This window comes from Mucilaginibacter metallidurans (genome assembly GCF_003286435.2).
Lineage (GTDB): Bacteria > Bacteroidota > Bacteroidia > Sphingobacteriales > Sphingobacteriaceae > Mucilaginibacter > Mucilaginibacter gossypii.
This window is the reverse complement of record NZ_CP043449.1, coordinates 3,558,405-3,581,059: the sequence shown is the minus strand read 5'-3', so window position 1 is coordinate 3,581,059 and position 22,655 is coordinate 3,558,405. Positions and strand designations below refer to the sequence as shown.

22 protein-coding genes are annotated in these 22,655 nt (G+C 44.6%); 16 read left to right on the top strand and 6 right to left on the bottom strand.

Annotation, left to right across the window (positions count from 1 at the left end):
• Position 1: 1 nt before the first annotated feature.
• The gene (locus DIU38_RS15170) at positions 2-577 is read right to left on the bottom strand and encodes a DUF4296 domain-containing protein (protein WP_112651931.1); all 576 of its coding nucleotides are present in this window, start codon (positions 575-577) and stop codon (positions 2-4) included.
• Positions 578-620: 43 nt separating this feature from the next.
• Here DIU38_RS15170 and DIU38_RS15165 point away from each other — a divergent pair, with 43 nt between their 5' ends.
• From DIU38_RS15165 to DIU38_RS15145, 5 genes are all read left to right on the top strand, one after another.
• Positions 621-1,310 (top strand): YggS family pyridoxal phosphate-dependent enzyme, encoded by a 690-nt coding sequence (locus tag DIU38_RS15165; protein WP_112651933.1) that lies wholly within the window; start codon positions 621-623, stop codon positions 1,308-1,310.
• 391 nt (positions 1,311-1,701) lie between these two features.
• Positions 1,702-2,220, top strand: a complete 519-nt coding sequence (locus DIU38_RS15160; RefSeq protein WP_112651935.1) for a GNAT family N-acetyltransferase — start codon at positions 1,702-1,704, stop codon at positions 2,218-2,220.
• A gap of 10 nt (positions 2,221-2,230) precedes the next feature.
• On the top strand, positions 2,231-3,028 hold the full coding sequence (locus DIU38_RS15155) for a DUF3298 and DUF4163 domain-containing protein (RefSeq protein WP_112651937.1): 798 nt from the start codon (positions 2,231-2,233) through the stop codon (positions 3,026-3,028).
• On the top strand, positions 3,029-4,285 hold the full coding sequence (locus DIU38_RS15150; protein WP_112651939.1) for an aspartate kinase: 1,257 nt from the start codon (positions 3,029-3,031) through the stop codon (positions 4,283-4,285).
• 77 nt (positions 4,286-4,362) lie between these two features.
• Positions 4,363-5,223: a YitT family protein gene (locus tag DIU38_RS15145; RefSeq protein ID WP_112651941.1), complete on the top strand. Its 861-nt coding sequence runs from the start codon at positions 4,363-4,365 to the stop codon at positions 5,221-5,223.
• Positions 5,224-5,320: 97 nt separating this feature from the next.
• Here the strand turns inward: DIU38_RS15145 and DIU38_RS15140 are convergent, their stop codons facing one another.
• Both DIU38_RS15140 and DIU38_RS15135 read right to left on the bottom strand, forming a co-directional pair.
• Positions 5,321-5,704 (bottom strand): acyl-CoA thioesterase, encoded by a 384-nt coding sequence (locus DIU38_RS15140; RefSeq protein WP_090524011.1) that lies wholly within the window; start codon positions 5,702-5,704, stop codon positions 5,321-5,323.
• 51 nt (positions 5,705-5,755) lie between these two features.
• Positions 5,756-6,754 (bottom strand): beta-ketoacyl-ACP synthase III, encoded by a 999-nt coding sequence (locus tag DIU38_RS15135; RefSeq protein WP_112651943.1) that lies wholly within the window; start codon positions 6,752-6,754, stop codon positions 5,756-5,758.
• Between the two features lie 221 nt (positions 6,755-6,975).
• Here DIU38_RS15135 and DIU38_RS15130 point away from each other — a divergent pair, with 221 nt between their 5' ends.
• The 3 genes from DIU38_RS15130 to DIU38_RS15120 all read left to right on the top strand — a co-directional run bounded on the left by DIU38_RS15130 (position 6,976) and on the right by DIU38_RS15120 (position 8,991).
• On the top strand, positions 6,976-7,704 hold the full coding sequence (locus DIU38_RS15130; RefSeq protein WP_112651945.1) for a dioxygenase family protein: 729 nt from the start codon (positions 6,976-6,978) through the stop codon (positions 7,702-7,704).
• A gap of 62 nt (positions 7,705-7,766) precedes the next feature.
• Positions 7,767-8,288 carry a hypothetical protein gene (locus DIU38_RS15125; RefSeq protein WP_112651947.1) on the top strand — a complete coding sequence of 174 codons (522 nt, stop codon included), beginning with the start codon at positions 7,767-7,769 and terminating at the stop codon, positions 8,286-8,288.
• A 1-nt stretch (position 8,289) separates the two neighbouring features.
• Complete coding sequence (locus DIU38_RS15120; protein ID WP_112651949.1) at positions 8,290-8,991, top strand: pirin family protein; 702 nt, start codon at positions 8,290-8,292, stop codon at positions 8,989-8,991.
• A gap of 119 nt (positions 8,992-9,110) precedes the next feature.
• On the opposite strand, the gene DIU38_RS15115 is transcribed toward DIU38_RS15120, so the two are convergent.
• On the bottom strand, positions 9,111-9,875 hold the full coding sequence (locus DIU38_RS15115; protein WP_112651951.1) for an SDR family NAD(P)-dependent oxidoreductase: 765 nt from the start codon (positions 9,873-9,875) through the stop codon (positions 9,111-9,113).
• A 107-nt stretch (positions 9,876-9,982) separates the two neighbouring features.
• Positions 9,983-10,774: a carbon-nitrogen hydrolase family protein gene (locus DIU38_RS15110; RefSeq protein WP_112651953.1), complete on the bottom strand. Its 792-nt coding sequence runs from the start codon at positions 10,772-10,774 to the stop codon at positions 9,983-9,985.
• Between the two features lie 189 nt (positions 10,775-10,963).
• Here DIU38_RS15110 and DIU38_RS15105 point away from each other — a divergent pair, with 189 nt between their 5' ends.
• From DIU38_RS15105 to DIU38_RS15070, 8 genes are all read left to right on the top strand, one after another.
• Positions 10,964-12,007: an NAD(P)-dependent alcohol dehydrogenase gene (locus tag DIU38_RS15105; RefSeq protein ID WP_091163319.1), complete on the top strand. Its 1,044-nt coding sequence runs from the start codon at positions 10,964-10,966 to the stop codon at positions 12,005-12,007.
• 148 nt (positions 12,008-12,155) lie between these two features.
• On the top strand, positions 12,156-12,716 hold the full coding sequence (locus DIU38_RS15100; RefSeq protein WP_112652015.1) for a dihydrofolate reductase family protein: 561 nt from the start codon (positions 12,156-12,158) through the stop codon (positions 12,714-12,716).
• Between the two features lie 103 nt (positions 12,717-12,819).
• A complete protein-coding gene (locus DIU38_RS15095) occupies positions 12,820-13,356 on the top strand; it encodes a hypothetical protein (RefSeq protein ID WP_112651955.1) in 537 nt (178 codons plus the stop codon).
• A 197-nt stretch (positions 13,357-13,553) separates the two neighbouring features.
• Positions 13,554-14,864 (top strand): SWIM zinc finger family protein, encoded by a 1,311-nt coding sequence (locus DIU38_RS15090; protein WP_112651957.1) that lies wholly within the window; start codon positions 13,554-13,556, stop codon positions 14,862-14,864.
• Positions 14,864-16,345, top strand: a complete 1,482-nt coding sequence (locus tag DIU38_RS15085; protein WP_112651959.1) for a DUF5691 domain-containing protein — start codon at positions 14,864-14,866, stop codon at positions 16,343-16,345. The genes DIU38_RS15090 and DIU38_RS15085 overlap by 1 nt, the downstream gene beginning before the upstream one ends.
• A gap of 10 nt (positions 16,346-16,355) precedes the next feature.
• A complete protein-coding gene (locus DIU38_RS15080) occupies positions 16,356-17,432 on the top strand; it encodes an ATP-binding protein (RefSeq protein ID WP_112651961.1) in 1,077 nt (358 codons plus the stop codon).
• Between the two features lie 18 nt (positions 17,433-17,450).
• On the top strand, positions 17,451-19,715 hold the full coding sequence (locus DIU38_RS15075; protein ID WP_112651963.1) for a DUF5682 family protein: 2,265 nt from the start codon (positions 17,451-17,453) through the stop codon (positions 19,713-19,715).
• On the top strand, positions 19,705-20,847 hold the full coding sequence (locus tag DIU38_RS15070; RefSeq protein ID WP_112651965.1) for a VWA domain-containing protein: 1,143 nt from the start codon (positions 19,705-19,707) through the stop codon (positions 20,845-20,847). Before DIU38_RS15075 ends, DIU38_RS15070 begins: the two co-directional genes overlap by 11 nt.
• Before the next feature lie 111 nt (positions 20,848-20,958).
• Here DIU38_RS15070 and DIU38_RS15065 read toward each other — a convergent pair whose 3' ends face one another.
• Entirely contained in the window at positions 20,959-22,638 is a 1,680-nt protein-coding gene (locus tag DIU38_RS15065; RefSeq protein ID WP_112651967.1) for a GH39 family glycosyl hydrolase, read from the bottom strand.
• Between the last annotated feature and the right edge of the window lie 17 nt (positions 22,639-22,655).

Genomic DNA, 22,655 nt, shown 5'->3' with positions numbered 1-22,655 from the left:
GTTATGACTTTAAGTTTTTTAACGAATCGGCTTTGCGGGCTCTCTTGATTTTGCGGGGATGGAATCTCCCGGCCGAGTCGGTTTTTAGTTTAGTTTTTAAATTTTTCAATGAGTCGGCTTTGCGGGCTTCCGTGTTTTCGTGCGGATGAGTTTTCCTTGCCGAATCTATTTTAGTTTTAATATTTAAGTTTTTTAACGAATCGAGCTTACGCGTAGACTTGCTCTGTTCTGTTTGTACTTTGGCAAGCGAATCGGTTTTACTTTTAATTTTTATATCCACCTGGTCATAAATGGCCAGCAGTTTATCGGGCTGCATGGCGTAGTACCGCATGCTGCGGTTAAAATGCGCGGTATCGGTATGCAGGCGCTGAAACATGGCAATGTATTTACCCGCGCCGTATTTATACAAACTATCGGGTATCTGCGTAGTATTATACAGGCTGCCGTCGATGATGTGCATTTCGGTTAACACTGCTGCCATAGCGTCGGGTTTGAGGACGTCGTTGGGAATACTTTTGCCATTGCAGGCACATAAAAAAAGTGCTGCAGAAAAAAACAAGGTTATATATTTATGCATTCAGTAATTTAGCGGCTGATTAATTAAGCAAATTTACGGATAAATGAGCATTGCAGATAACATCAAAAGCTTAAAAAAGGAAACGGAAGCAGATAAGGTAATATTATTGGCCGTATCAAAAACAAAACCTGTTGCAGATGTACAGGAAGCCTATGATGCCGGACAGCGCCTTTTTGGCGAAAATATAGTGCAGGAAATGGTTGAGAAGTACGAGCAGCTGCCTAAAGATATCGAATGGCATTTGATTGGTCACCTGCAAACCAATAAGGTAAAGTATATAGCGCCTTTTGTAAGTATGATCCAGTCTGTTGATAGCCTGAAACTTTTGCACGAGATCAACAAACATGCTGAAAAAGCCGGAAGAATAATTGACTGCCTTTTGCAAATTTATATAGCCGACGAAGAAACCAAATACGGACTGGGCTTTGATGAAGCAATAGAATTGCTGCGCTCTGAAGAGTTTGCTGCAATGAAAAACGTTCGTATCCGTGGGTTGATGGGTATTGCTACCAATACCGATAACGAAAAGCAGATTAAAGAAGAATATTACGAACTGAACACCTTTTTCGAGGGCATAAAAGTGAGTTATTTCCGGAAAGAGGAAAGTTTTGATATCCTGTCGATGGGCATGTCGTCTGATTATAAACTGGCTATTGAGCAAGGCAGTAATATGGTAAGATTGGGCAGCACGATATTCGGAGGTAGGGTGATCAAGCACTGGAAGAATAATTAATTAGCCCATCATGTCATTGCGAGCACAGCGCGGCAATCGCACGGAGGCATAGCCGCCTTGTGTAGTATGCGATTGCTTCGTCATTCTTGCTATGGCCGTTGTTGGCGTTGTCACCAACAACCTATTTTTTGAAGAAAAATTTAAGTGTTCAATTTTTTAAAAACGGGTGTTCAACTTGTAAAGTTGTGAAAAATTAAGTAATTGATTATCAGTTGTTATGTGTTCATTTTGTTTGGATGGGTAATATGCGTTGAAATTAAATAGTTGATTATCAGTTGTTTTTTGGGGAGGATATCTGTAAGTGTTCACACCTAAAAAAGTTGAACACCTGTTAAAATAAATATGAAATTGTTGGTGTCAACACCAACAACTGCGAAGCGAAAAGATAAAAATGAATAATACAGAAAATAAAATTGAAAGTCAGCACCCTCTTCAGGGGGCCGGGGGGCTAATTATAAGGGAAGCCATTCAAACCGACTGTCCGCGCCTGATGGAGCTGGTGCATGAGCTTGCCCTCTATGAAAAAGCCCCGGACGAGGTTACCGTAACCCTGCAGCATTTTGAAGAAACCGGGTTTGGCCCTAACCCGGTATGGAAAGCTTTTGTTGCCGAAGTTGACGGCCTTGTGGTTGGTTTTGCCTTGTACTATGTTCGCTACTCCACCTGGAAAGGCTCCCGCATGTACCTGGAAGATCTCATTGTAACTGAAGATATGCGTGGCAAAAAGATCGGCAAACTACTTTTCGACAGGTTGATCCAGGAAGCTAAAGAACGAGGTTTCAGCGGTATGGTTTGGCAGGTACTTGACTGGAATGAGCCGGCCATTAACTTTTACAATAAGTACGGCGCGAATATTGAGGCGGGCTGGTTAAATGCTTCGCTTTCAAAAGAGCAGTTGTTAAACTACTAATACTATACCTATGAAAAATCTGTGCCTGTTGTTTTTTATGGCGATGGGATTATCATCGTGCCAGTGGGGCGTTCCTAATAAAATTCCCGAAAAATCATTTGATACTCTGCGTTATGCTTATAAAGTCATCAAAGCGCGGGCGGCAGATTGCGGTGCTAAGGCCGATAGCGCCTGTACGGTAGTGAAAATTAACTACCCTATTTTTGACAGCGCCAAAACTTTAAATGATAGCATAACCCGTAAGCTTACATCGATGTTTGCTATGGACGGTAAAGCCGACACCAGCCTGGAGCTAATGACCAAAAAGTTCCTGAAATCATATGATGAATTCAGGAAGACTAACCTGCGGCCGGGAATGTTTTTTACGCTGGATGATTCCGTTAAGGTGATCCACCAGGATTCGAGCTTAACAACGCTCGAAGTTCGGGGTTATTCATATACCGGCGGCGCTCATGGCAGCACATGTGTCGGCTTTATAAACTGGGATACCAAAGCCGGTAAAAACCTCAAACTTGATGATGTTCTTGTTGACGGGTATCATGATAAATTAAATGCTGTTGCCGAAAAGATCTTCAGGAAGAATGAAAAATTAAGTGATACCGCATCACTCGCCACCAATTATTTTTTTAAGGATAACAAATTCGCGCTCAATACTAATTTTTCCATTACGCCACTTGGGATTAAATTTTTGTATAATCAGTATGACATTAAACCATACGCGGCCGGTATTACCGAATTGTTCATTCCATATGCACAGATCAAATCATTAGTACAGCCGGGTTCGGTTGTAAGTCAATTCATTAAATAAATGCTTGTTTTTAAATTCGGAGGGGCATCAGTTAAAGATGCTGCGGGTGTTACCAACCTTGCTAATGTTGTAAAACAATATACTGATCAACAATTGCTCATCGTGGTATCGGCTATGGGCAAAACCACCAACGCGCTCGAAAAGCTTACCAAAGCTTATATGGATCAGGCTGATGATATGCATGATATCTTTAACGAGATCAAAGAATATCATTACAATATCCTGAATGGCTTGTTTGAACCCGGTCACCCGGTATTTGACGAAGTAGCTAACACCTTTGTGGAGATTGACTGGGCCATTGAAGATGAACCACATGACAGCTACGATTTTGTATATGATCAGATCGTTTCCATCGGCGAGTTGGTGTCAACCCGGATAGTTAATGCCTATCTGAACCTGGTCGGCCTGCAAAGTAAATGGCTTGATGTACGCGGATATGTGCATACAGATAATACCTACAGGGAAGGCATAGTTGACTGGGATAAAACTAAAGCAAGTATCAGCAAGGATCTTCCAACCTTACTTGAAAAAAGTATTGTTGTAACCCAGGGCTTTTTGGGCGGCACCTCCGAAAATTTTACCACCACACTTGGTCGCGAAGGATCAGATTACACCGCATCCATATTTGCAGCGTGTTTGGGTGCCGAGTCGGTTACCGCCTGGAAAGATGTTCCGGGAATCCTGAACGCCGATCCGAGATTTTTTGCTGATACGGTTAAATTTGATGAGCTCTCCTATACGGAAGCCATCGAAATGACCTATTACGGTGCAAGCGTTATTCACCCAAAAACTATCAAGCCATTACAGAATGCTAAAATTCCGTTGTTAGTAAAACCCTTCACTGATCCTTCGGCTACCGGTACTGTAATAAAAGAAGATGGGCATAACCAGTTTACCAAACCGGTGATCATTTTGAAGCAGAACCAGGTATTGCTATCAGTATCAGGTAAAGATTATTCTTTTATTACGGAAGATCACCTGAGTGATGTGTTTCGCCTGTTTGCCCAGAATAATGTTAAGGTAAATGTAATGCAAACCTCAGCATTGAGTTTTTCAGTTTGTTTTGATCTGAATGAGGAGCGCTTTGAGAAGCTATTAACTGGTCTAAAGCAGGATTTTAAAGTGAAGTATAATGAGGGCTTAACGTTGATTACCGTGCGTCATGATGGTGTAAATACCATTAAAGAATTAACTGAAGGGAAAACTATTTTACTGGAACAGATCAGCAGGAATACGATACAGGTGGTGGTGAGGTAAAAGTCAAAAATCTCGCTTTATCAACATTCGTCAGTGTTCAAATACCTGCTTTTAGCGCCAAAAAGCTATATTTGGGCATGAAGGCAATCAACACGATTAGGGATTCAGCAAATATCGGACTCGGGATTTTATCGGCAGCTTTTGGCCTTAAGGGTTTTTTGCTATCAAGCCATTTTATCGATGGTGGTGCTACCGGCGTTTCTATGCTGATATCTGATATAACCTCCATTCCTATATCGATATTGATCTTTGTTATCAATGTTCCTTTCTTGTGGCTTGGTTATCGCAAGCTTGGGCTTTGGTTCGCGATAAAAAGTACCGGGGCCATTGCGCTTTTATCGCTTTGTCTGGCATTGGTCAGCTTTCCGGATGTTACTCATGATAAATTGCTTACAGCGGTATTTGGCGGTGTATTTATTGGTACCGGCAGCGGGTTGGCCATGCGCGGCGGAGCTGTGCTTGATGGTACCGAAATAGCGGCCGTATTGGTAAGCAAAAAAACGCAGCTGCTTAAAGTGAGCGATTTTATTTTGCTGCTTAACGTTTTGATATTTGGGGTAGCGGCATCGGTGCTGGGTGTTGAACCGGCCATGTATTCGATATTAACCTATATGGCCGCCGCTAAAATGATCGACTTCCTGCTGAACGGTATCGAGCAATACTCCGGCGTTACTGTAATCTCAACCAAAAGTGATGCGATACGGAGGGCGATAACGGTTACGCTTGGCAGGGGTGTTACTATTTACCAGGGGAAAAGTGGTTACGGTAAAGACGGCCATGTGAATGATCCCCGTGATATTGTTTTCACTGTGGCCACCCGTTTGGAAATTCCATCATTAAAACAAACTATTCTTCGTATTGATCCGAAAGCTTTTATTGTACAGCAAAGTATTGACGATACTACAGGCGGCTTACTAAAACGGAAGAAACTACATTAAGAAGCTAAAAAAGAGCTTAAAGCCTAAGGCTGAAAGCTCAAAGCAGTTTTGTATACGGGAAAATCGGGCTTTAGGCCTTAGGCTTTCCGCTTTAAGCTTACAATACGCTTACCGGGTGCTTATGATCATCAATGGCAACAAACGTAAAAGTGCCGGTGATAGCTTTTTCGCGTACAAAGGAGTACATTTCTTCAATATAGATTTCAACCAAGACTTTTAGGCTGGTATTACCGATATGGGATATACGGCCAACAAGCTCAATAATGGTGCCTGCCGGGATAGGGCGGTTAAAGTCGATCCTGTCGGATGATACGGTAACCATTTTTTTACGGGTGAAGCGGGTGGCCGTAATGAAAGCTACCTCGTCCATCATGGCCATTGCCGAACCTCCGAAAAGCGTGTCGTAATGATTGGTGTCGCTCGGGAACACGGTTTTGAATATCCGTGATTCGGCTTCTTTAATTCGTTCTTCAGTAGTCATTGAATTGAATTTTAACTCCCTCTCTTTTGGAGAGGGTTGGGGTGAGGTCGCTTATCTCAATTTACCCCATTTTAAATAAGTAGCGCCCCATGAAAACCCAGCACCAAATGCTGTCAGGATCATGTTATCGTTCTCTTTAAAATCTTCTTTATAATCCCATAACGCCAGCGGGATAGTGGCAGCTGTGGTGTTACCATAACGGTCGATGTTGATCTTAACACGGCTTTCAGGTAGGCCCAAGGCGTCACCTACGGCGTGTATAATGCGGTAATTGGCCTGGTGGGGTATTAGCCAGTTAATATCATCTATGGTAAGGTTGTTACGTTGCAGCACAGATGTACAGCTTTCAGTCATCCCTTTTATGGCAGCTTTGAAGACTACGCGGCCATCCTGGCGTATGTAGTGCAGTTTGCCGTCAATAGTTTCTTCAGATGCCGGGTTCATAGAACCTCCGCCGGGTACATATAAATGCTCCCTGCCGTGCCCATCTGTTTTAAATACACTGTCAATAACGCCAATATCTTCGGTAGATGGTTCAAGCAATACCGCGCCGGCGCCGTCGCCAAAAAGGATACAGGTGTTGCGGTCGGCATAGTTTACAATGGCGCTGTTTTGATCGGCACCGATAACTATTACTTTTTTATAACGGTTGCTTTCAACCAGGCTCGAGCCAAGGGTAAAGGCATAAAGGAAACCACTGCAGGCCGCATTAACGTCAGACGCCCAGGCATTGTTTAAACCACATTTATCACAAACGATGCTGGCGGTGGAGATAAGCAGGTAATCGGGGGTTGAGGTGGCTACAATAACACAGTCAATTTCAGAAGGATCGACTTTGGCATTTTCAAGTAAATTTTTTACTGCAAAGGCAGCCATATCTGAAGTAGCCAGTGTTCTGTCGGCGAGGATCCTTCTTTCTTTGATCCCCGTACGTGAAACTATCCAGTCGCTGTTAGTTTCAACCATTTTTTCTAAATCACTGTTAGTTAAAATGTTGTCGGGAACATAGCCGCCTACACCGGTAATCACCGCACTGCTTTTTAATGCCATAAATATTATATACTCTCAAAAAAACATGCAAAGATAGAGAAATTTGACGGTTTAAAGTTGTCATGCAACTGTATGTTTATACAATCTTATCTTCCTGCGCACCGATAATTTGCTGTTTATCGACACAAAAAGGCAGCTAACCGACACATGCTTCAACACTGACTATGCCGCTTTTACTTTTGAATCAACGAATTAGTTTAAACTTAAAAGGAGAATATACAATGGAAAGAAAGAACTTTTTAAAAAGCCTGGTAATTGGCGCAGTGTCATCGTCGGTATTGGTTGAAGCCTGCAAAAAGGATGCTGATACCGCCACAACAACTACTACTTCATCTTCCGGCAGTACTTCGGGGTCAACCGATTCAGGCACCTGCAGTGTTGCACCTACCGAAACCGAAGGCCCCTATCCAACACATTCACCGGCATCTTATGTAAGAAGCGATATTACCGATGGCCGTACCGGGTATAAGCTTACCGTGAAAATTACAATCAACAATAGCAATAATAGCTGTAGCGCGCTTTCGGGAGCGTTGGTTGATATCTGGCATTGCGATGCGGAAGGCAATTATTCTGAATATGGCGGCAGCGGCACACAATCAACAAATTATACTTCCGTACATTTTTTGCGTGGCAGGCAAACTACCGATTCAAATGGCCTGGTAACTTTTACTTCTATATTTCCAGGTTGGTATACGGGCAGGGCTACGCATATTCACGTTCATGTGTATAACTCATCGGGTACATCATTGAAGGTAACACAGATCGCTTTTCCGGAAGGTTCCGGCACGGCCCTGGCGGCTGTTAATGGTTATGCTAAAGGCATGAGCGGATATACGTATAACGCCAGTGATAATGTGTTTAGCGATGGGTATACGCTTGAAACTGCTACTGTTACCGGTAGCACCACCGCCGGTTTTGTATTAGCTATCAGCTTAAGTGTACCTGCTTAAAAAAACATTTTGTTTGTAACGGAGCGCCGGCTGTCGCCGGCGTTTGTTTTTTGAACCATCATATGCAAAAACGTGTCATCATTTTATGTTATCGTAAAATCATCCATATCCGGTCGATTAAGCAATGGGATAAGCTGGTTTTTGAAAGCACCTACCTGGAATTTAAAATGCAGGCCCAGAACTTTAGCCAGGGAACAGCCTATACTTCCTATGCCGAATTGTTAAGGAATGTGCCCAATGCCCAGCGTTTAACGGGTATGGTTACCCCATCGGTTACCGGTTATATTCAGCAGCTTGGCGGTATTATGCCCGATATTTTAAATAATGTTGGCCGGCGGTTCCTTACATTCAGCAGGTTTCAGCTGGAGATCATCAATTCGGATATTGATGATAAGGATAAACACCAGGTCGCGGTAAATTTTTATTCCGAACCGTTGTTTTGGCATGATACCATAGATAATTACCTGCTCATATCCGCTCAACAGGCCGAAAATCAGTTAAATGTCGAAAATAATTGCATATCTACCAACCTTATGCAATTGCAGCCGTATATAAACATAACTTCATTGCAATATCACAATTAACATGGAAAAGATCTCACCGGGACAAATACATTTAGCCGACCAAAGAGGTTTCACGAAAACCGCAACCCTGCGGCGTTACAGTAGTTTCAATTATGATAACTATTTTAACGAGCATCGTAAACCCTTTGGCCGGTTGGAGGTATGGAATGATGAAATGCTGGCGGGTGGTAGTTCAATTGATGTAGCTGTCGAAAACTCCGGCTGGTTTGTTTTAATGCCGGTAACCGGCGAAGTATTGTTAAAAAGGGCAAATGGAGATATCCGCCTGATTGATGTTGGAGAGGTGTTTGCAGGTTATACAATTGCGGGTGAGCGTCTTGAATTAACTAATCTTTATAAAAGCGATTGGATCAATTACATTTATTTGCAGTTAAAGGATGATGAGGTTATAAATCTACCCCACGACGCAGTTTTTAAATTTGATATTACCAACAGACAAAATGAACTGATCGACCTGGTCCCCACCAGCGGAATGCATCCGTTTCGATTGCATGCAGGGGTATTTGGCGGGAGGGCTGATGCGCTTTATCAACTTCAAAACAATAGATCGTTGTTTTACGCATTTGTGCTTGCCGGGGCTTTTGAGCTGCAGGGCCGCCTGATGCATGAGCGCGACGGATTGGCGTTATGGCAGTTGGAAGAGGCTGACATGGAAGCATTAAGCAACAACGCGGTGATTGTGATATTGGAAGTATTAAAATAAATCGCCTGTTGTAGAGACGCATTATAGGCGCCTTCCGTAATAATATACAGCCGGCTCCGTGCAAAAGGGGTACCTCATTAATTTTAACGAGGTACCTGACTAATCAAGATGTTTCTCGTTTAAATTGCCATACCACCCGATGCTTCAATACGCTGGCCATTAACCCAACGCGCATCTTCGGTGCAAAGGAAAGCTACTACGCCGCCGATATCTTCCGCAACGCCCGGTCTGCCTAAGGCTGTGATACTGCTTACCATTTTTTGGGTTTCTTCGCTGTTGCGCAAATGGCCGCCGCCAAAATCAGTCATGATGGCGCCTGGGGCAACCACATTGGCCCTGATACCTCTTCCGCCAAGTTCTTTAGCCAGGTAACGGGTGAAAATTTCTACCGCGCCTTTCATAGATGCATAGGCCGAAGAACGAGGAACCGATACCCTCGTCAATCCGGATGATACGTTGACAATCCCACCGCCATCGGCCATCAACGGGATCAGTTTTTGAGTTAAAAAGTATACGCCTTTAAAGTGCACGTTCAACAAATCATCAAAAAATTCCTCGGTAACATCGCTAATGGCGCTGTAACCGCCTTGCCCGGCATTATTAATTAAAAAGTCGATATGATCGGTGCCAAATTTATCCGTCAAAACTTCACGCAGTTTTTCGGTAAATGCATCAAAGCTTTTAATTACTCCGGTATTGAGTTGCAATGCTGCTGCCTTTGCGCCGCTTTGTTCTACAAGGTTAACTACCTTAGCCGCCTCCTCTGCATTAGTATTGTAGGTTATAATAACATCTATTCCTTTTTTGGCAAGCCTTAAGGCCATGTCCCTGCCTAAGCCACGGCTGCCGCCGGTTACCACGGCAATTTTATTTCTGTTTTCCATTTTCTTTTTTGTTTTGATACAAAAGTAAAACAGATTGGAGGGGAGGCGTTTTAATAAATCAATCCATTATTTACAAAATTCAAATAATGGTTAAAATATCGGCGCTTTTAATAATCGTACAACAGTGGTTTAAATCTTTTAGCCAGGTATCCGGTAGCTTTTTGCGGGTCAATATCGGCTATAATTACACCGGTTGTTCCATAAGCCTGGTAAACCACGCACGTACCATCCGGCGCTATAACTGAGCTTGCCGATTCCGGGTAAAGCGAACCATAATTAGAACTGGCAAAATAGATGGTATTTTCCAGCGCCCGCATCATCATGGCTTTTTCGTAATAAGGGTTTGCCATACTGCCCCATTCGGTAAGCAATACCCCTTCAGTATTACTGCCCGAAAAATGAGGGTGGAAAACAATGTGCGCGCCATTGCGCGCCGCCCATCTTACCGATTCGGGATAGCGAAAACCCTCGTGGCAAATGGTAATGCCAAATTTTAAGCCATTTACTTCAAAAATATTTCGTTGGGTGCCCGGCACCCAAATGGCGTCTTCGGAAGGGTCTAACTGGTTTTTAGTTTGATATCCAAGTACCTTGCCGGTTTGGGATATTACATGTGCAATGTTTAAAAGCCCGTCTTCGCTGTACCAATCCATAGGCATAATTACCGCTATATTATTTTCGGCGGCAATCTTGCATACCTCATCCAGTGCCGATTGCAGTATCTCCGGCGATGTTGGTTCCGGATCGGTTATCATACCCGGATATCCAGGTATATATGATTCAGGGAAACAGATAACCTCTGCCTGTTGTGATGCTGCATCTTTAATCAACTTTTCGGCTTGTTGCAGACCATCATTAATTGATTTCGGAAAAGGCGGGGTGGCAATTGCTATTTTCATGCGGTGTTAATCTGTATGCTAAATTAAATGATTGCTTTTATCTGTGGTTAATATTTATCCCCTCATGTGTCACTTTTTTATTTCAACCCATGCTTGGCCGATATTTATAAAATTATCATTGTACATTTGTAAAGGAGATCCTCTCCAAACTCAATAAATCATCATTCACACTACTTAACGTTTACTACTATGATTGAAACTAAAGCGTATGCCGCGCAAGATGAAAATACACCGCTTGCCCCCTGGACTTTTGAGAGGCGCGAAGTGGGTGCTCATGACGTGCAGTTTGATATTTTATACTGCGGCGTTTGCCACTCCGATTTGCACCAGATCAAAAACGACTGGTTCCCCGGTATTTTTCCTATGGTTCCCGGACATGAAATTGTTGGCCGCGTAGTTAAAGTTGGCGAGCATGTAAAAGGTTTTAAAGTTGGCGACCTTGCCGCTACCGGCTGTTTGGTTGACTCATGTCGTACATGCGAAAACTGTAAACGCGACCTTGAGCAATATTGCCTTAATGGCAACTCACAAACTTATAATGGCCTTGAACAGGATCATAAAACACCTACTTATGGTGGTTACTCAAACACCATTGTTGTTAATGAGGATTTTGTGCTGCACCTTAAGGAAGGAGTTGACCTCGCCGCCGTTGCCCCGTTGTTATGCGCCGGCATCACAACCTACTCGCCGCTAAGACACTGGAAAGTAGGCAAAGGCCATAAGCTTGCCGTGCTTGGCTTAGGCGGCTTAGGCCATATGGCGGTTAAATTTGGTGTTGCCTTTGGCGCCGATGTTACGGTATTAAGTACATCGCCTAAGAAAGAAGAAGACGCTAAAAAATTAGGTGCTCACCACTTTGTGGTAACTACCGATCCAAAACAGGTTGAAGCAGCTAAAAACTCCTTCGATTTTATTTTGGATACCGTATCGGCCGAGCATGACTTTAACATGTACCTGTCGTTATTACGTACCGATGGTGTTCATATCTGCGTAGGTGTTCCCCCTAAACCGGCTGAGATTGCTGCGTTCAGTTTATTGGGTGGCCGTAAAAGTTTAGCCGGTTCGGGTATTGGTGGTATCAAAGAAACCCAGGAAATGCTTGATTTCTGTGCCGAAAATAACATCGTTTCGGATATTGAAATGATCGATATCAAGGATATTCACACTGCTTATGACCGTATGGAAAAAGGCGATGTGCGTTACAGGTTTGTAATTGATATGGCTACGTTGTAAAGTAATTTATAATTGATAACAGAAGGCCGTGCGGGAGCATGGCCTTTTTACTATAGTCATATTTACACCCTTCAAAAGTCGCTTTAGCCCCCTGCATACGAACGAGCACCGGTTTAATTTTGATATAAAAAATATAACCACTGATATTATGAGAAACTTAGTATTGTTTATGCACATTTCACTCGACGGTATGGTTGCCCGCACTGATGGCGCTATGGACTGGATCAAAGTGAGCAATGAGCTGTTTGAGTATGCCAACGCCCGCACACAGGTAGCTGACACCGCCCTGTATGGCCGTAAAACTTTTGAAATGATGGATGCCTACTGGCCAACAGCAGCCGATGGGCCAAACCCCTCAAAACATGATATTGAACACGCTACATGGTATAATAATACACTTAAGTATGTAGTGTCTGAAAATGCTGCCGGGCAAAATACCGATAAGATTAGATTTATCAGTGACGATGTAAAGGCGCGGATTTCAGACCTCAAAAAACAGGAAGGCGGCGAGATCATCATGTTCGGCAGCCCCGGCCTTGCCCGTTATTTGATGCAGGAAGGGTTGATTGATGAATTTTGGCTGTTTATAAACCCGATAGTGCTTGGCGCCGGTGTTCCGTTGTTTCCTAATGCGGAAATAAAACTTAAACTGGAAAAAAGCACAACTTTTGCCGATGGTGTTCTCGGGGTGCATTATATAAAAGAGTAGTGTTTTGCAGGTAGATATCTTACAGTTATAAAAAAAACTGCAACCCGAGGCAACGCCTTTGCTAAAATGGTAGTAATCATTATGTACACAAACATATTACTACATGAAATTACTATCAAAGCTAACAGCAGCGGCCCTTGTGACAGGAGCACTGTTTTTTTCAAATACGGTAAAAGCGCAAACCACTCCTGCAAATGCGTTCCGTTTAGGTTTAGGAATTGAAACCGGCTTGCCTACAGGTGTAGCAAAAATTGGCACTACTTTTACATTAGGTGGTACAGCCCGTTTGCAATATGGTATAAGCAATAGTTTTGCGCTTACTTATACTATGGGCGGGTATCATTTTTTTCAGAAAGAAAATCCTGCTACGGGTAAACGCTATCCAAGCTATGGCGAAATTCCTATTAAATTTGGTTTCAAAGAGTTTTTTGTACCAAGTGTATATGTTGCCGGCGAAGCTGGTATCGCTTACGAAAAACTGGAGCATGGCTGGGGCCCGCACAGGCTTGATCTTTCGCCTGGTATAGGCTGGGCCAATAAAACCTGGGATGTAAGTGTACGCTATGAAAACTTTTCGGGTGCTAACCAGGATCATTTTGGTATGGTTGGCCTGCGTTTAGCCTACGGGTTTGCTTTATAATTTCGCACTTAATGTAACGATTAACTAATATGAACTAACAAACACCCGGGTTACCCAGGTTATGTTAGGTTGACTGGCCCTCTTTCGGTTATTACCGGAGGAGGGTTTTTGTTTATTTTCGGGTTGACAGCTAATTATTTTATCCTGATTTTAGGAACGAGAAACCTAACCCGTTTTTTTACTAAATATCACAAGTTTTGCAGCTAACAGAAGATCAGATATACACTCTCGCACCTGATGAAGCTTCAAAAAAAGCAGGTCGTGATTTGGCTAACCCGATCAAATGGGTAAGCAAAGGGATTAGTGAAGAAGCCCTTTGGGGCGAATGCCAGGGCAGCGGCAGCAAACCTTACCAAACTCAAGTTGATCTTGGCGCTATCGCCTTTAAATGTTCATGCCCCAGTCGTAAATTTCCATGTAAGCATGGCTTAGGCTTAATGCTTTTATGTGCGAGGCAACCAGGCTTATTTGCCAAATCAACAATGCCTGCCTGGGTAAGCGACTGGATAAACAAACGAGCCGAAAAAGAAGAAAAAAAAGTTGAAAAGGCGGCCGAAAAACCTGTAGATGAAAACGCGCAGGCTAAACGTGTACAGGCACGGAAACAAAAAGTAAGCGCAGGGATAGCCGAACTAATGGTTTGGATTAAAGATATTGTACGCGGCGGAATTTTAACCGTCCCCGAAAAAACGCCGGCTTACTGGGATAATATGGCCCGCCGTATGGTTGATGCCCAGGCATCGGGATTGGCTGGTATGGTAAGGAACCTTGGTGCTACCAACTTTTGGAACGACGGCTGGCAAAGTGGCTTTATAGATAAATTACTCCAATTATATTTAGTTGCAGCGGGGTACAATAACATTCAAAATATTGACCCGGATTTGCAGCAGGATTTATGCACTGTCATAGGTTTCACCACCAACCAGGAAGAGCTGCGGGCGCAAACAGGTGTAAGAGATACCTGGCTTGTTATTGGAAAGGAAAGTCACGATGAGCAGCAACTGACCATTGAACAAAACTGGCTTTACGGTTTAAAAACCAACAGTTATGCGCTGGTGCTGCAATTTACGGTTAAAGGGCAGTTCCCGCCGCTTAACTTTTCGCCGGGGATGTACCTGGATGCTACCCTGGTGTATTTCCCGTCGGCCCTGCCGTATCGTGCTATCGTTAAGGATTATAATATCATAAGGCAAATCGATAACGTTAATATAAAAACATTTACAGGCTGGCAGCAAGTTGCCGGTTATGAAACCATACTAAACAGTCGTTTGCCATTTCGCAATGAAATGCCCGTTGTTATAGCATCGCTAACACCGGTTGTTTACCAAAAGCAATGGTGGCTGCAGGATAGCGAAGGCTGCCTCTGTAAAATATCGGCAAGTTATACCAACATCTGGCAACTGATTGCCATAAGCGGAGGCGACCCGGTAAACATGGCCGTCATCGGTAGAGAAAATGAATATCGCCCGATTGGCGTTTGGCATCAAAATAATTACAAAAGTATCTGATGAAGGCCTGGGAAAGTATCATAAACACCGCAATGCTGGGTACTGATAAACCTACACCTGCTATTGCTGATTTGCCGGAAGAAGTAGCCCTGATCGCTAATGCGATAGAGGCCTCAGCAGGCTTAGATAAAGAAGAACGCTACCTGCAAAAGGCTGCTGTGATCTATAATTACAGGCAATCGGGTTTTGTGCCCTTTCAAAAAAATGATCTGCCGGCTAATAAAGCGCTTGCAGAAACAAAACCGTACTGTGCACCCGAAGCTGCCGGGGTTTTGAACGCCATATTGGGCGAGGAGAACGATCAATTACTACAATTGTGGTTAATGCAATGCTGCAAATCAGGGCAATTACTATTGCTTGATGTGTTGCCGGTCGTATTTGAAAAAGCACAAAAGGAGATGGCATTACGCAAAGTTGTTATTGAATGCAGCGGTAACAGGGGAGTTTGGCTTAGCAAAATGAACCCTGCGTGGAACTGGTTTACTACTATAGCCGATGAGGAACTATGGCAAATGGGTACGCCAGCCCAGCGTTCAGAAATATTGAAAAGCTTAAGACTGAGTGAGCCCGCCAAAGCTTTAGAATGGCTGCAGCAAACGTGGGAGCAGGAGAATGCAGCCGGTAAATTGGAATTGCTTAAAGCCATGAAAGTGAATAGTAATGTTAATGACCTGCCATGGTTGGAGGGCTTGCTCAACGAAAAAGGGCAAAAGGTTAAAGATGAAGCTTTGGCCCTGCTCAAAAGTATTTCTGGTTCGTCGGTTGTTAAACAGTATCAGCAGTTGCTACGTGAATCTGTATCGCTAAAAAAAGAAAAGGCCTTATTAGGTTTAACTACTAAAACTTCCATCCAAATAAAACTTCCCGCCGTAGTTGACGAAAGCATCTACAAATCGGGCATCGAAAAATTATCGGGGCCTAAAAGTACGGTAACTGACGAAAACTATGTTATTTATCAGCTCATCAGCAGCGTGCCGCCGGCGTTTTGGGAAGATCAGTTTGAAGCAACGCCCATTCAGATAGTTGAATATTTTGAACAATATGCACCTGCTATGGTACCGGCTTTGGCCAATGCGGTAGCAAAGTTTAGGCAAAAGAATTGGGTGCCGTTTTTTCTCGGGCAAAGTATGTTCTACCCGGATTTTGTTGAAATGCTAAGCGGCAGGGAACAGGAAAAATACCTGCTGAAAGCCTTGAGCAGTGATCCGCAAAATACAATTGCTCATGCCATCCGCATTAGTGATGAATGGGGCACCGAGTTTGCGGTTTCGGCCTTGCTAAAAATGGCTAACTGGCCTTACGAATATAATCGTGGTTTTTTTACCCGGCATATCAGCCTGATCCCTGTCGGGGCTTTGAAACATGTCGAAAACATAACATCGCAGCAGGTTAACCTCCAGCCAACCTGGGACAAAACCCGCAATCACTTAATTAATTTACTCAACTTAAAACAGCAAACGCTTAAAGCCTTTAACGCATAAAAACTTTAACATGTCACAGATATTACGTCAGCATGCAGAGCAATTATTTGCACACGAACTGGAAGAATTGAAAAAGCAGGACGGTGATAAGCGTCCGGCCAACTGGATACTTTCTCCTCAATTAGTAGTAACCTACCTGGTTGGCGGAAAGCTGAAGAATGGCTTTGAGGTTTCGCCAAAATATATTGGCAACCGCCGCTTAATGGAAATAGCGGTAGCTACGCTCACAACAGATCGTGCCCTGTTATTATACGGTTTGCCCGGTACAGCAAAAAGCTGGGTGAGTGAGCATTTGGCGGCGGCTGTAAGTGGCGATTCAACCATGATTATCCAGGGAACAGCCGGTACAAGTGAAGAGGCCATTCGCTATGGCTGGAACTATGCCCGCCTGATAGCACAAGGCCCATCGCCAGATGCGCTGGTAGAAACGCCTGTAATGCGCGGGATGAAAGATGGTAAAATAGTTCGTTTAGAAGAGCTTACTCGTATTGGCGCCGATGTGCAGGATACACTGATCACCATTCTTTCTGAAAAGATGCTGCCCGTGCCTGAGCTTAATATCGAAGTGCAGGCCGTTAAAGGTTTTAATATCATAGCCACAGCCAATAATCGTGATAAAGGTGTAAATGAATTATCAAGCGCGTTAAAGCGCCGTTTCAATACCGTCATCCTTCCCTTGCCTGATTCGGTGGAAGAGGAGATAGACATCGTACGCCGCCGGGTTGAAAGCTTTGAAAAAGTAATGGAACTGCCGGCCGAACCGCCGGCATTGCAGGAGATCCGCCGGATAGTGACCATCTTCCGCGAACTTCGTGCAGGCGTTACGCTTGATGGCAAAACCAAGATCAAAGTGCCGTCAGGTACCTTAAGCACTGCCGAAGCTATCTCCGTTGTGAACAGCGGTTTATCAATGGCTGCCTACTTTGGCGATGGACAATTGAAGGCAGCTGATCTTGCCGCGGGCATCATTGGTTCGGTAATTAAAGACCCGGTGCAGGATAAACTGGTTTGGCAGGAATACCTGGAAACTGTAGTAAAACCACGTGCCGATTGGGGCGACATTTACCGTGCCTGCCGCGATCTGTAATCAAAAAACCTTAAGCCAATGGCAGTACATATTTTAGGCATAAGGCACCACGGGCCGGGTTCGGCGCGTAACGTGAAAGCTTTTCTGGAAACGGTTAGGCCCGATATTGTTTTGGTTGAGGGGCCGCCGGAAGCTGATGCCATGCTGCAATGGGTAAGCAACGAAGGTTTGAAACCACCTGTAGCGCTGCTTTGCTATCAGCCGGATGACCCGCAACGCTCGGTGTTTTATCCCTTTGCCGATTTCTCGCCCGAATGGCAGGCAATTCTTTATGCCCGCAGGCAAAATATCCATGTGCGTTTTATGGATCTTCCTGCCGGTAACCAGATGCTTGTTGAAAAGGAGCTAAAGGTTGTTGAACAACAACAAGAGCCGGATACAGTTCACATCAACGGCGAGGCACAAAGCCTTGAGCAACTCTATAAAAGTCCGATAAGTTACCTGGCAGATGCTGCCGGCTTTGCCGACGATGAAAAATGGTGGGAGCATACGTTTGAGTACCGCCATAATAACGATGAGGTTTTTGATGCGGTATCTGAAGCTATGCAGGCACTCCGCGAGAGTTTTCCCAAAAAGGACAAAAAGCTTGAACAGATGCGCGAAGCATACATGCGCCGCACCATTCGCCAGGCCGAAAAAGAGATGTTTCATACCATAGCGGTAATCTGTGGTGCCTGGCATGCGCCTGCCTTGCAAGGGAAATCATCGCAAAAAGATGATAATGAAATCCTGAAAGGGCTGCCAAAGGTAAAAACAGAATGCACCTGGATTCCATGGACTTTTAACCGTTTAAGCTTCCGTAGCGGTTACGGTGCCGGTATCAATTCGCCGGGGTGGTACAACCACATCTGGAACCATCCGCATGATGATGGTACCTTGTGGATGGCCAAGGTGGCACAACTTTTCCGTAAGCAGCAGATGGATACCTCCGTTGCTCATATTATTGAAGCGGTAAGGTTGGCCGGTGCGCTCGCTTCACTGCGGGGTTTGCCCAAAGTAGGGTTAGAGGAACTGAATGAGGCCACACTGAGCGTGCTTTGTAACGGCGAGAGCATTTTGCTAAAACTGGTACATGACGAATTAATAGTTGGCCACCAGATAGGCGAGGTGCCGGTTGAGATTCCCAAACCGCCGTTGCAACTCGATATCGAAAAACAACAAAAGAAATTAAGGCTGCCCGCAACAGCCAATTACAAAGATTATACACTCGACCTGAGGAAAGATACCGACCTGGAGCGGAGTATCTTCCTGCACCGCCTGCAATTACTGGGCATTAATTGGGGCAGGCAGCAATACACCAGCGGTAAGGGTACTTTTAAAGAGCAATGGCGCCTGCAATGGGACCCCGGCTATTCGGTGGAGATTATTGAACGCGGTAATTTGGGCAATACCGTAGCTGAAGCGGCCGCAAATAGCGTCCTCAACCAGGCAAAAGAAGCAAGGGAACTGAAAGTTATAGGCGATCTGCTTGAAAAAACGATTCCTGCAGAATTGCCGGGGGCCATTGAAGCGCTGATCAGTCAGCTTAATAATTTGGCCGCGGCCTCTGCCGATGTTATCGAACTGATGGAAGTAGTGCCCGGCCTGATAACCGTGGCAAGGTATGGCAATGTACGCAAAACAGATGCCGAATTGGTGATCAGCATTATCAATAGCATTATTACCCGCGTTTGTATCAGTTTGCCCAATGCCTGTATCGCTATTGATGAAGATGCCTCTCAAAAGCTGCTGGAACTGTTTTTTAAACTGAACGATGGCATTAACCTATTGCAGGATACGGGCATAATTAACATGTGGCAGCAAACGCTGTTGACTATAGCAGCTAATAAAAACACCTCGCCGGTTATAGGAGGATATAGTACCCGTTTGCTGCATGACGCCCGCAAATTGGAGGGCGACCAACTGATGCAGTATTTCAGTTTTGCTATGTCATCGGCCACGGCTCCGGTCATCGCCGCAGCCTGGCTCGAAGGGTTTTTGAAAGGCAGCGGTACTTTATTGTTGCTTGATCAGGACCTTTGGCAATTGATCGACAATTGGGTAGCCAGTCTTGCCGATGAGGTCTTTATGCAAGTGCTGCCTTTACTGCGCCGCACCTTTGCCAATTTTACCAATCCTGAAAGGAGAAAGCTTGGCGAAAAGGCCAGATCCGGCGGTGGGACGGGGCATCAGCATACAAACATCAGCGCTAATTTTGATGCCGAAAGAGCTAAGCAAGGTTTGCCGGTTATTATGCAATTATTGGGTTTAACCATAAATATTAACGACACAAATGGAAATTGAACCGGAGCATCTGCGCAAATGGCGGTTAATACTGGGCGGTAATCAAAATGAAGGTACCGGATTTAGCCTTGATGATGCCGACCTTAAAGTTGACCGCACACTTGAAGCTTTATATGACAGCGACAGAACCGGAGGCCTCGGTGCATCATCACCGAATGTAAGCCGTTGGCTGGGGGATATCCGTACCTTCTTCCCATCAAGCGTAGTACAGGTAATGCAGCAGGATGCATTAAAGCGCTTGAACCTGACCCAAATGCTGTTTGAAAAGGAGATGTTGGAAAATGTAGAGCCAGATGTTCACCTGGTAGCAACTTTGATGACATTGAGCCGCGTTATTCCCGATAAAACAAAAGATACCGCCAGGCAGGTGGTACGTAAGGTTGTTGACCAACTGATAAAAAAGTTAGCTGAGCCCACACGTCAGGCCATAACCGGTAGTTTAAATCGTAGTGCCCGCAATACAAGGCCGCGGCATAATGAAATAAACTGGGGGGCAACTATTCTTAAAAACCTTAAGCATTATCAACCCGAATATCAAACCATTATTCCCGAAACAAGGATTGGTTACGGTCGTAAGCGTTCATCATTAAAAGATGTGATCCTCTGTCTTGACCAAAGCGGGTCGATGGGTTCATCAGTGGTTTATTCGGGGATTTTTGGAAGCGTTATGGCTTCTATCCCAGCCATAAAAACTAAAATGGTGGTTTTTGATACTGCTGTAGCCGATTTAACCGAAGAGCTAACCGATCCGGTAGAACTATTGTTCGGTGTGCAATTAGGTGGGGGAACTGATATTAACGCGGCTTTAACCTATTGCCAGCAGATAGCTCCACGGCCTGCGGATACAGTGTTGGTGCTCATTACCGATCTTTACGAAGGAGGTAACGTTGCCGAAATGCGCCGTCGTGCGGTAGAACTGGTTGCGGCAGGTGTGCAATTGGTAGTATTGCTTGCTTTAAGCGATGACGGCTCTCCATCGTACGATCATGGCAATGCGCAGTTCCTGGCCGATATGGGTGTGCCCGTTTTTGCCTGTACACCCGATAAATTTCCCGATCTGATGGCCGCCGCGCTCACTAAACAGGATATTGGTATGTGGGCGGCCAGGGAAGACCTTATTATAAAAAAGTAAAGGATTGGCGATTTTACCGATAACCAACCCACCTATACGCTCGATACTTTATCAAAAGTATTACGGTTAGGCAGGCTGGAACAATTTTATAGTTTGATAGATGAGTTTATCTCACCAGCTAAGCTTTAAAAGAGCCACCCCTTGCCTTGGTAACAATACAGTGGCACTTGCCAGCCCTGATTTAGCCTGCAGCGTAACCTGTTTGCCGAACTGTTGTAATTGCCCTGCTTTTTCAAGTTCCTTAATTTGCGCAGCTGTAGGTTTTTGCGGTGAACCCATCTTTTTCCACACTTCGTAGGCATTGCTATGCTCTTCATCAATGCGGTATTGAGTTAGTTTTACAAAGGTGGGAGGTAGGTTTTTTATCCTGATCTTTACGGTTTTCCCTGCATCGTGCAGGTCATCATCATGATAGTTCCACAGCAATACGGTCATTTCTTTTTTATCTACGGCTGCCAAAGCACCGATATCTGTATTATTTCCCCTGATGCTTGAATCGGCCACGGTTTTAAGCGAATACATCTGGTCGCCGGTTACTTTCAGGCGTTTGCCTTTCATTATGCCCAGCATCCGGAAAACGTTAAGTACCGGCTTATCAACTCCGTTTGTAGCCAAATCCCGAAAACCATAAAACCAGGGCTGATTTTCAAACTCGAACGACCATGATACGGAGCCCATAAAATTTACACCTAATGAGTCGGCCAGTTGGTATTCGCGGGCTATGGAAGCCGCAGTATAACTCGAATACATAGTACCATTACGGTACGCATTTGAGGGATTCGTAGCCATACCGCAGGCGGCGCAACCTTCCGGGTCCGATTCGCCTATTACTATCGGGGTGTTTTTAGTTTCGGGATAAGATGCTACAATTTTAAAGCCTTCCCTGATATCGCGAATCTGGGGCGCCATATTCATGCGTACCTTACCATTAACCAGTGTAGGTTGCCCTTTGGCATGAAACGAGATTACATCAATAGGCGAACCTATTTTGCCTGTCGCGTAATTGGTGTCGGCAATGCAATGTTTAATGAATGCGTTCAGGAATTTCATACCGCCGGGACTTGAGCCGCCTGCAACTTCCGGTCCGCCCACGTGCGCGGTAGGGAGGGCGCGTTTTACACCATGGGCGGCATAATCATACAGTTTAAAAAACTCTTTCATGGTACCTTTCCAGTAGCCTATGTTTGGTTCGTTCCACACTTCCCAGTACCAGCTTTCAACCTCAGCTTGGCCGTAGCGCTGCACACAATGCTTTACCCATTGATAAATAAGCTCTTCCCATTTATTATGATCTTTGGGAGGATAAGCCCAGCCGGAATAAACATCATCATAGTTATCGCCGGGTTTCCAGTAATGGCGATAAGGTTTGGGGTGGGTTGACAAGGCCTCGGGCATAAAACCTATCTGGGCATAAGGTTTCATGCCCAGTTTAATGTAAGTGTCAAAAATGCTGTCAACCAGGTGCCAGTTATAAATAGGTTTGCCGCTGGCATCCTCAGTATATGCGTTGGTGGACCCCCACTTTAGGGCTGCCGTGCCATCACCACTGGTAAGCAGGTTGTGAACCCGCATACGTACAGGTATCGGGCTCAAAGCGGCCAACTCCGACAAGAGTTTACGGCCATCCTTCATGTAGGTATAGTTAGGCTCATCGTGACCAAACCATGCCCAAAAGGGGTACATATCGCCAATTTTATCATTTAGGCTGATAGTGATATTGGCCTGGTTCTGGGCAAAAATACTGCCGCTGATAAATAATAAAAGGAAGGGGATAAGTTTGATGGTCTTCATTCAGGTAGTTTGGTGAT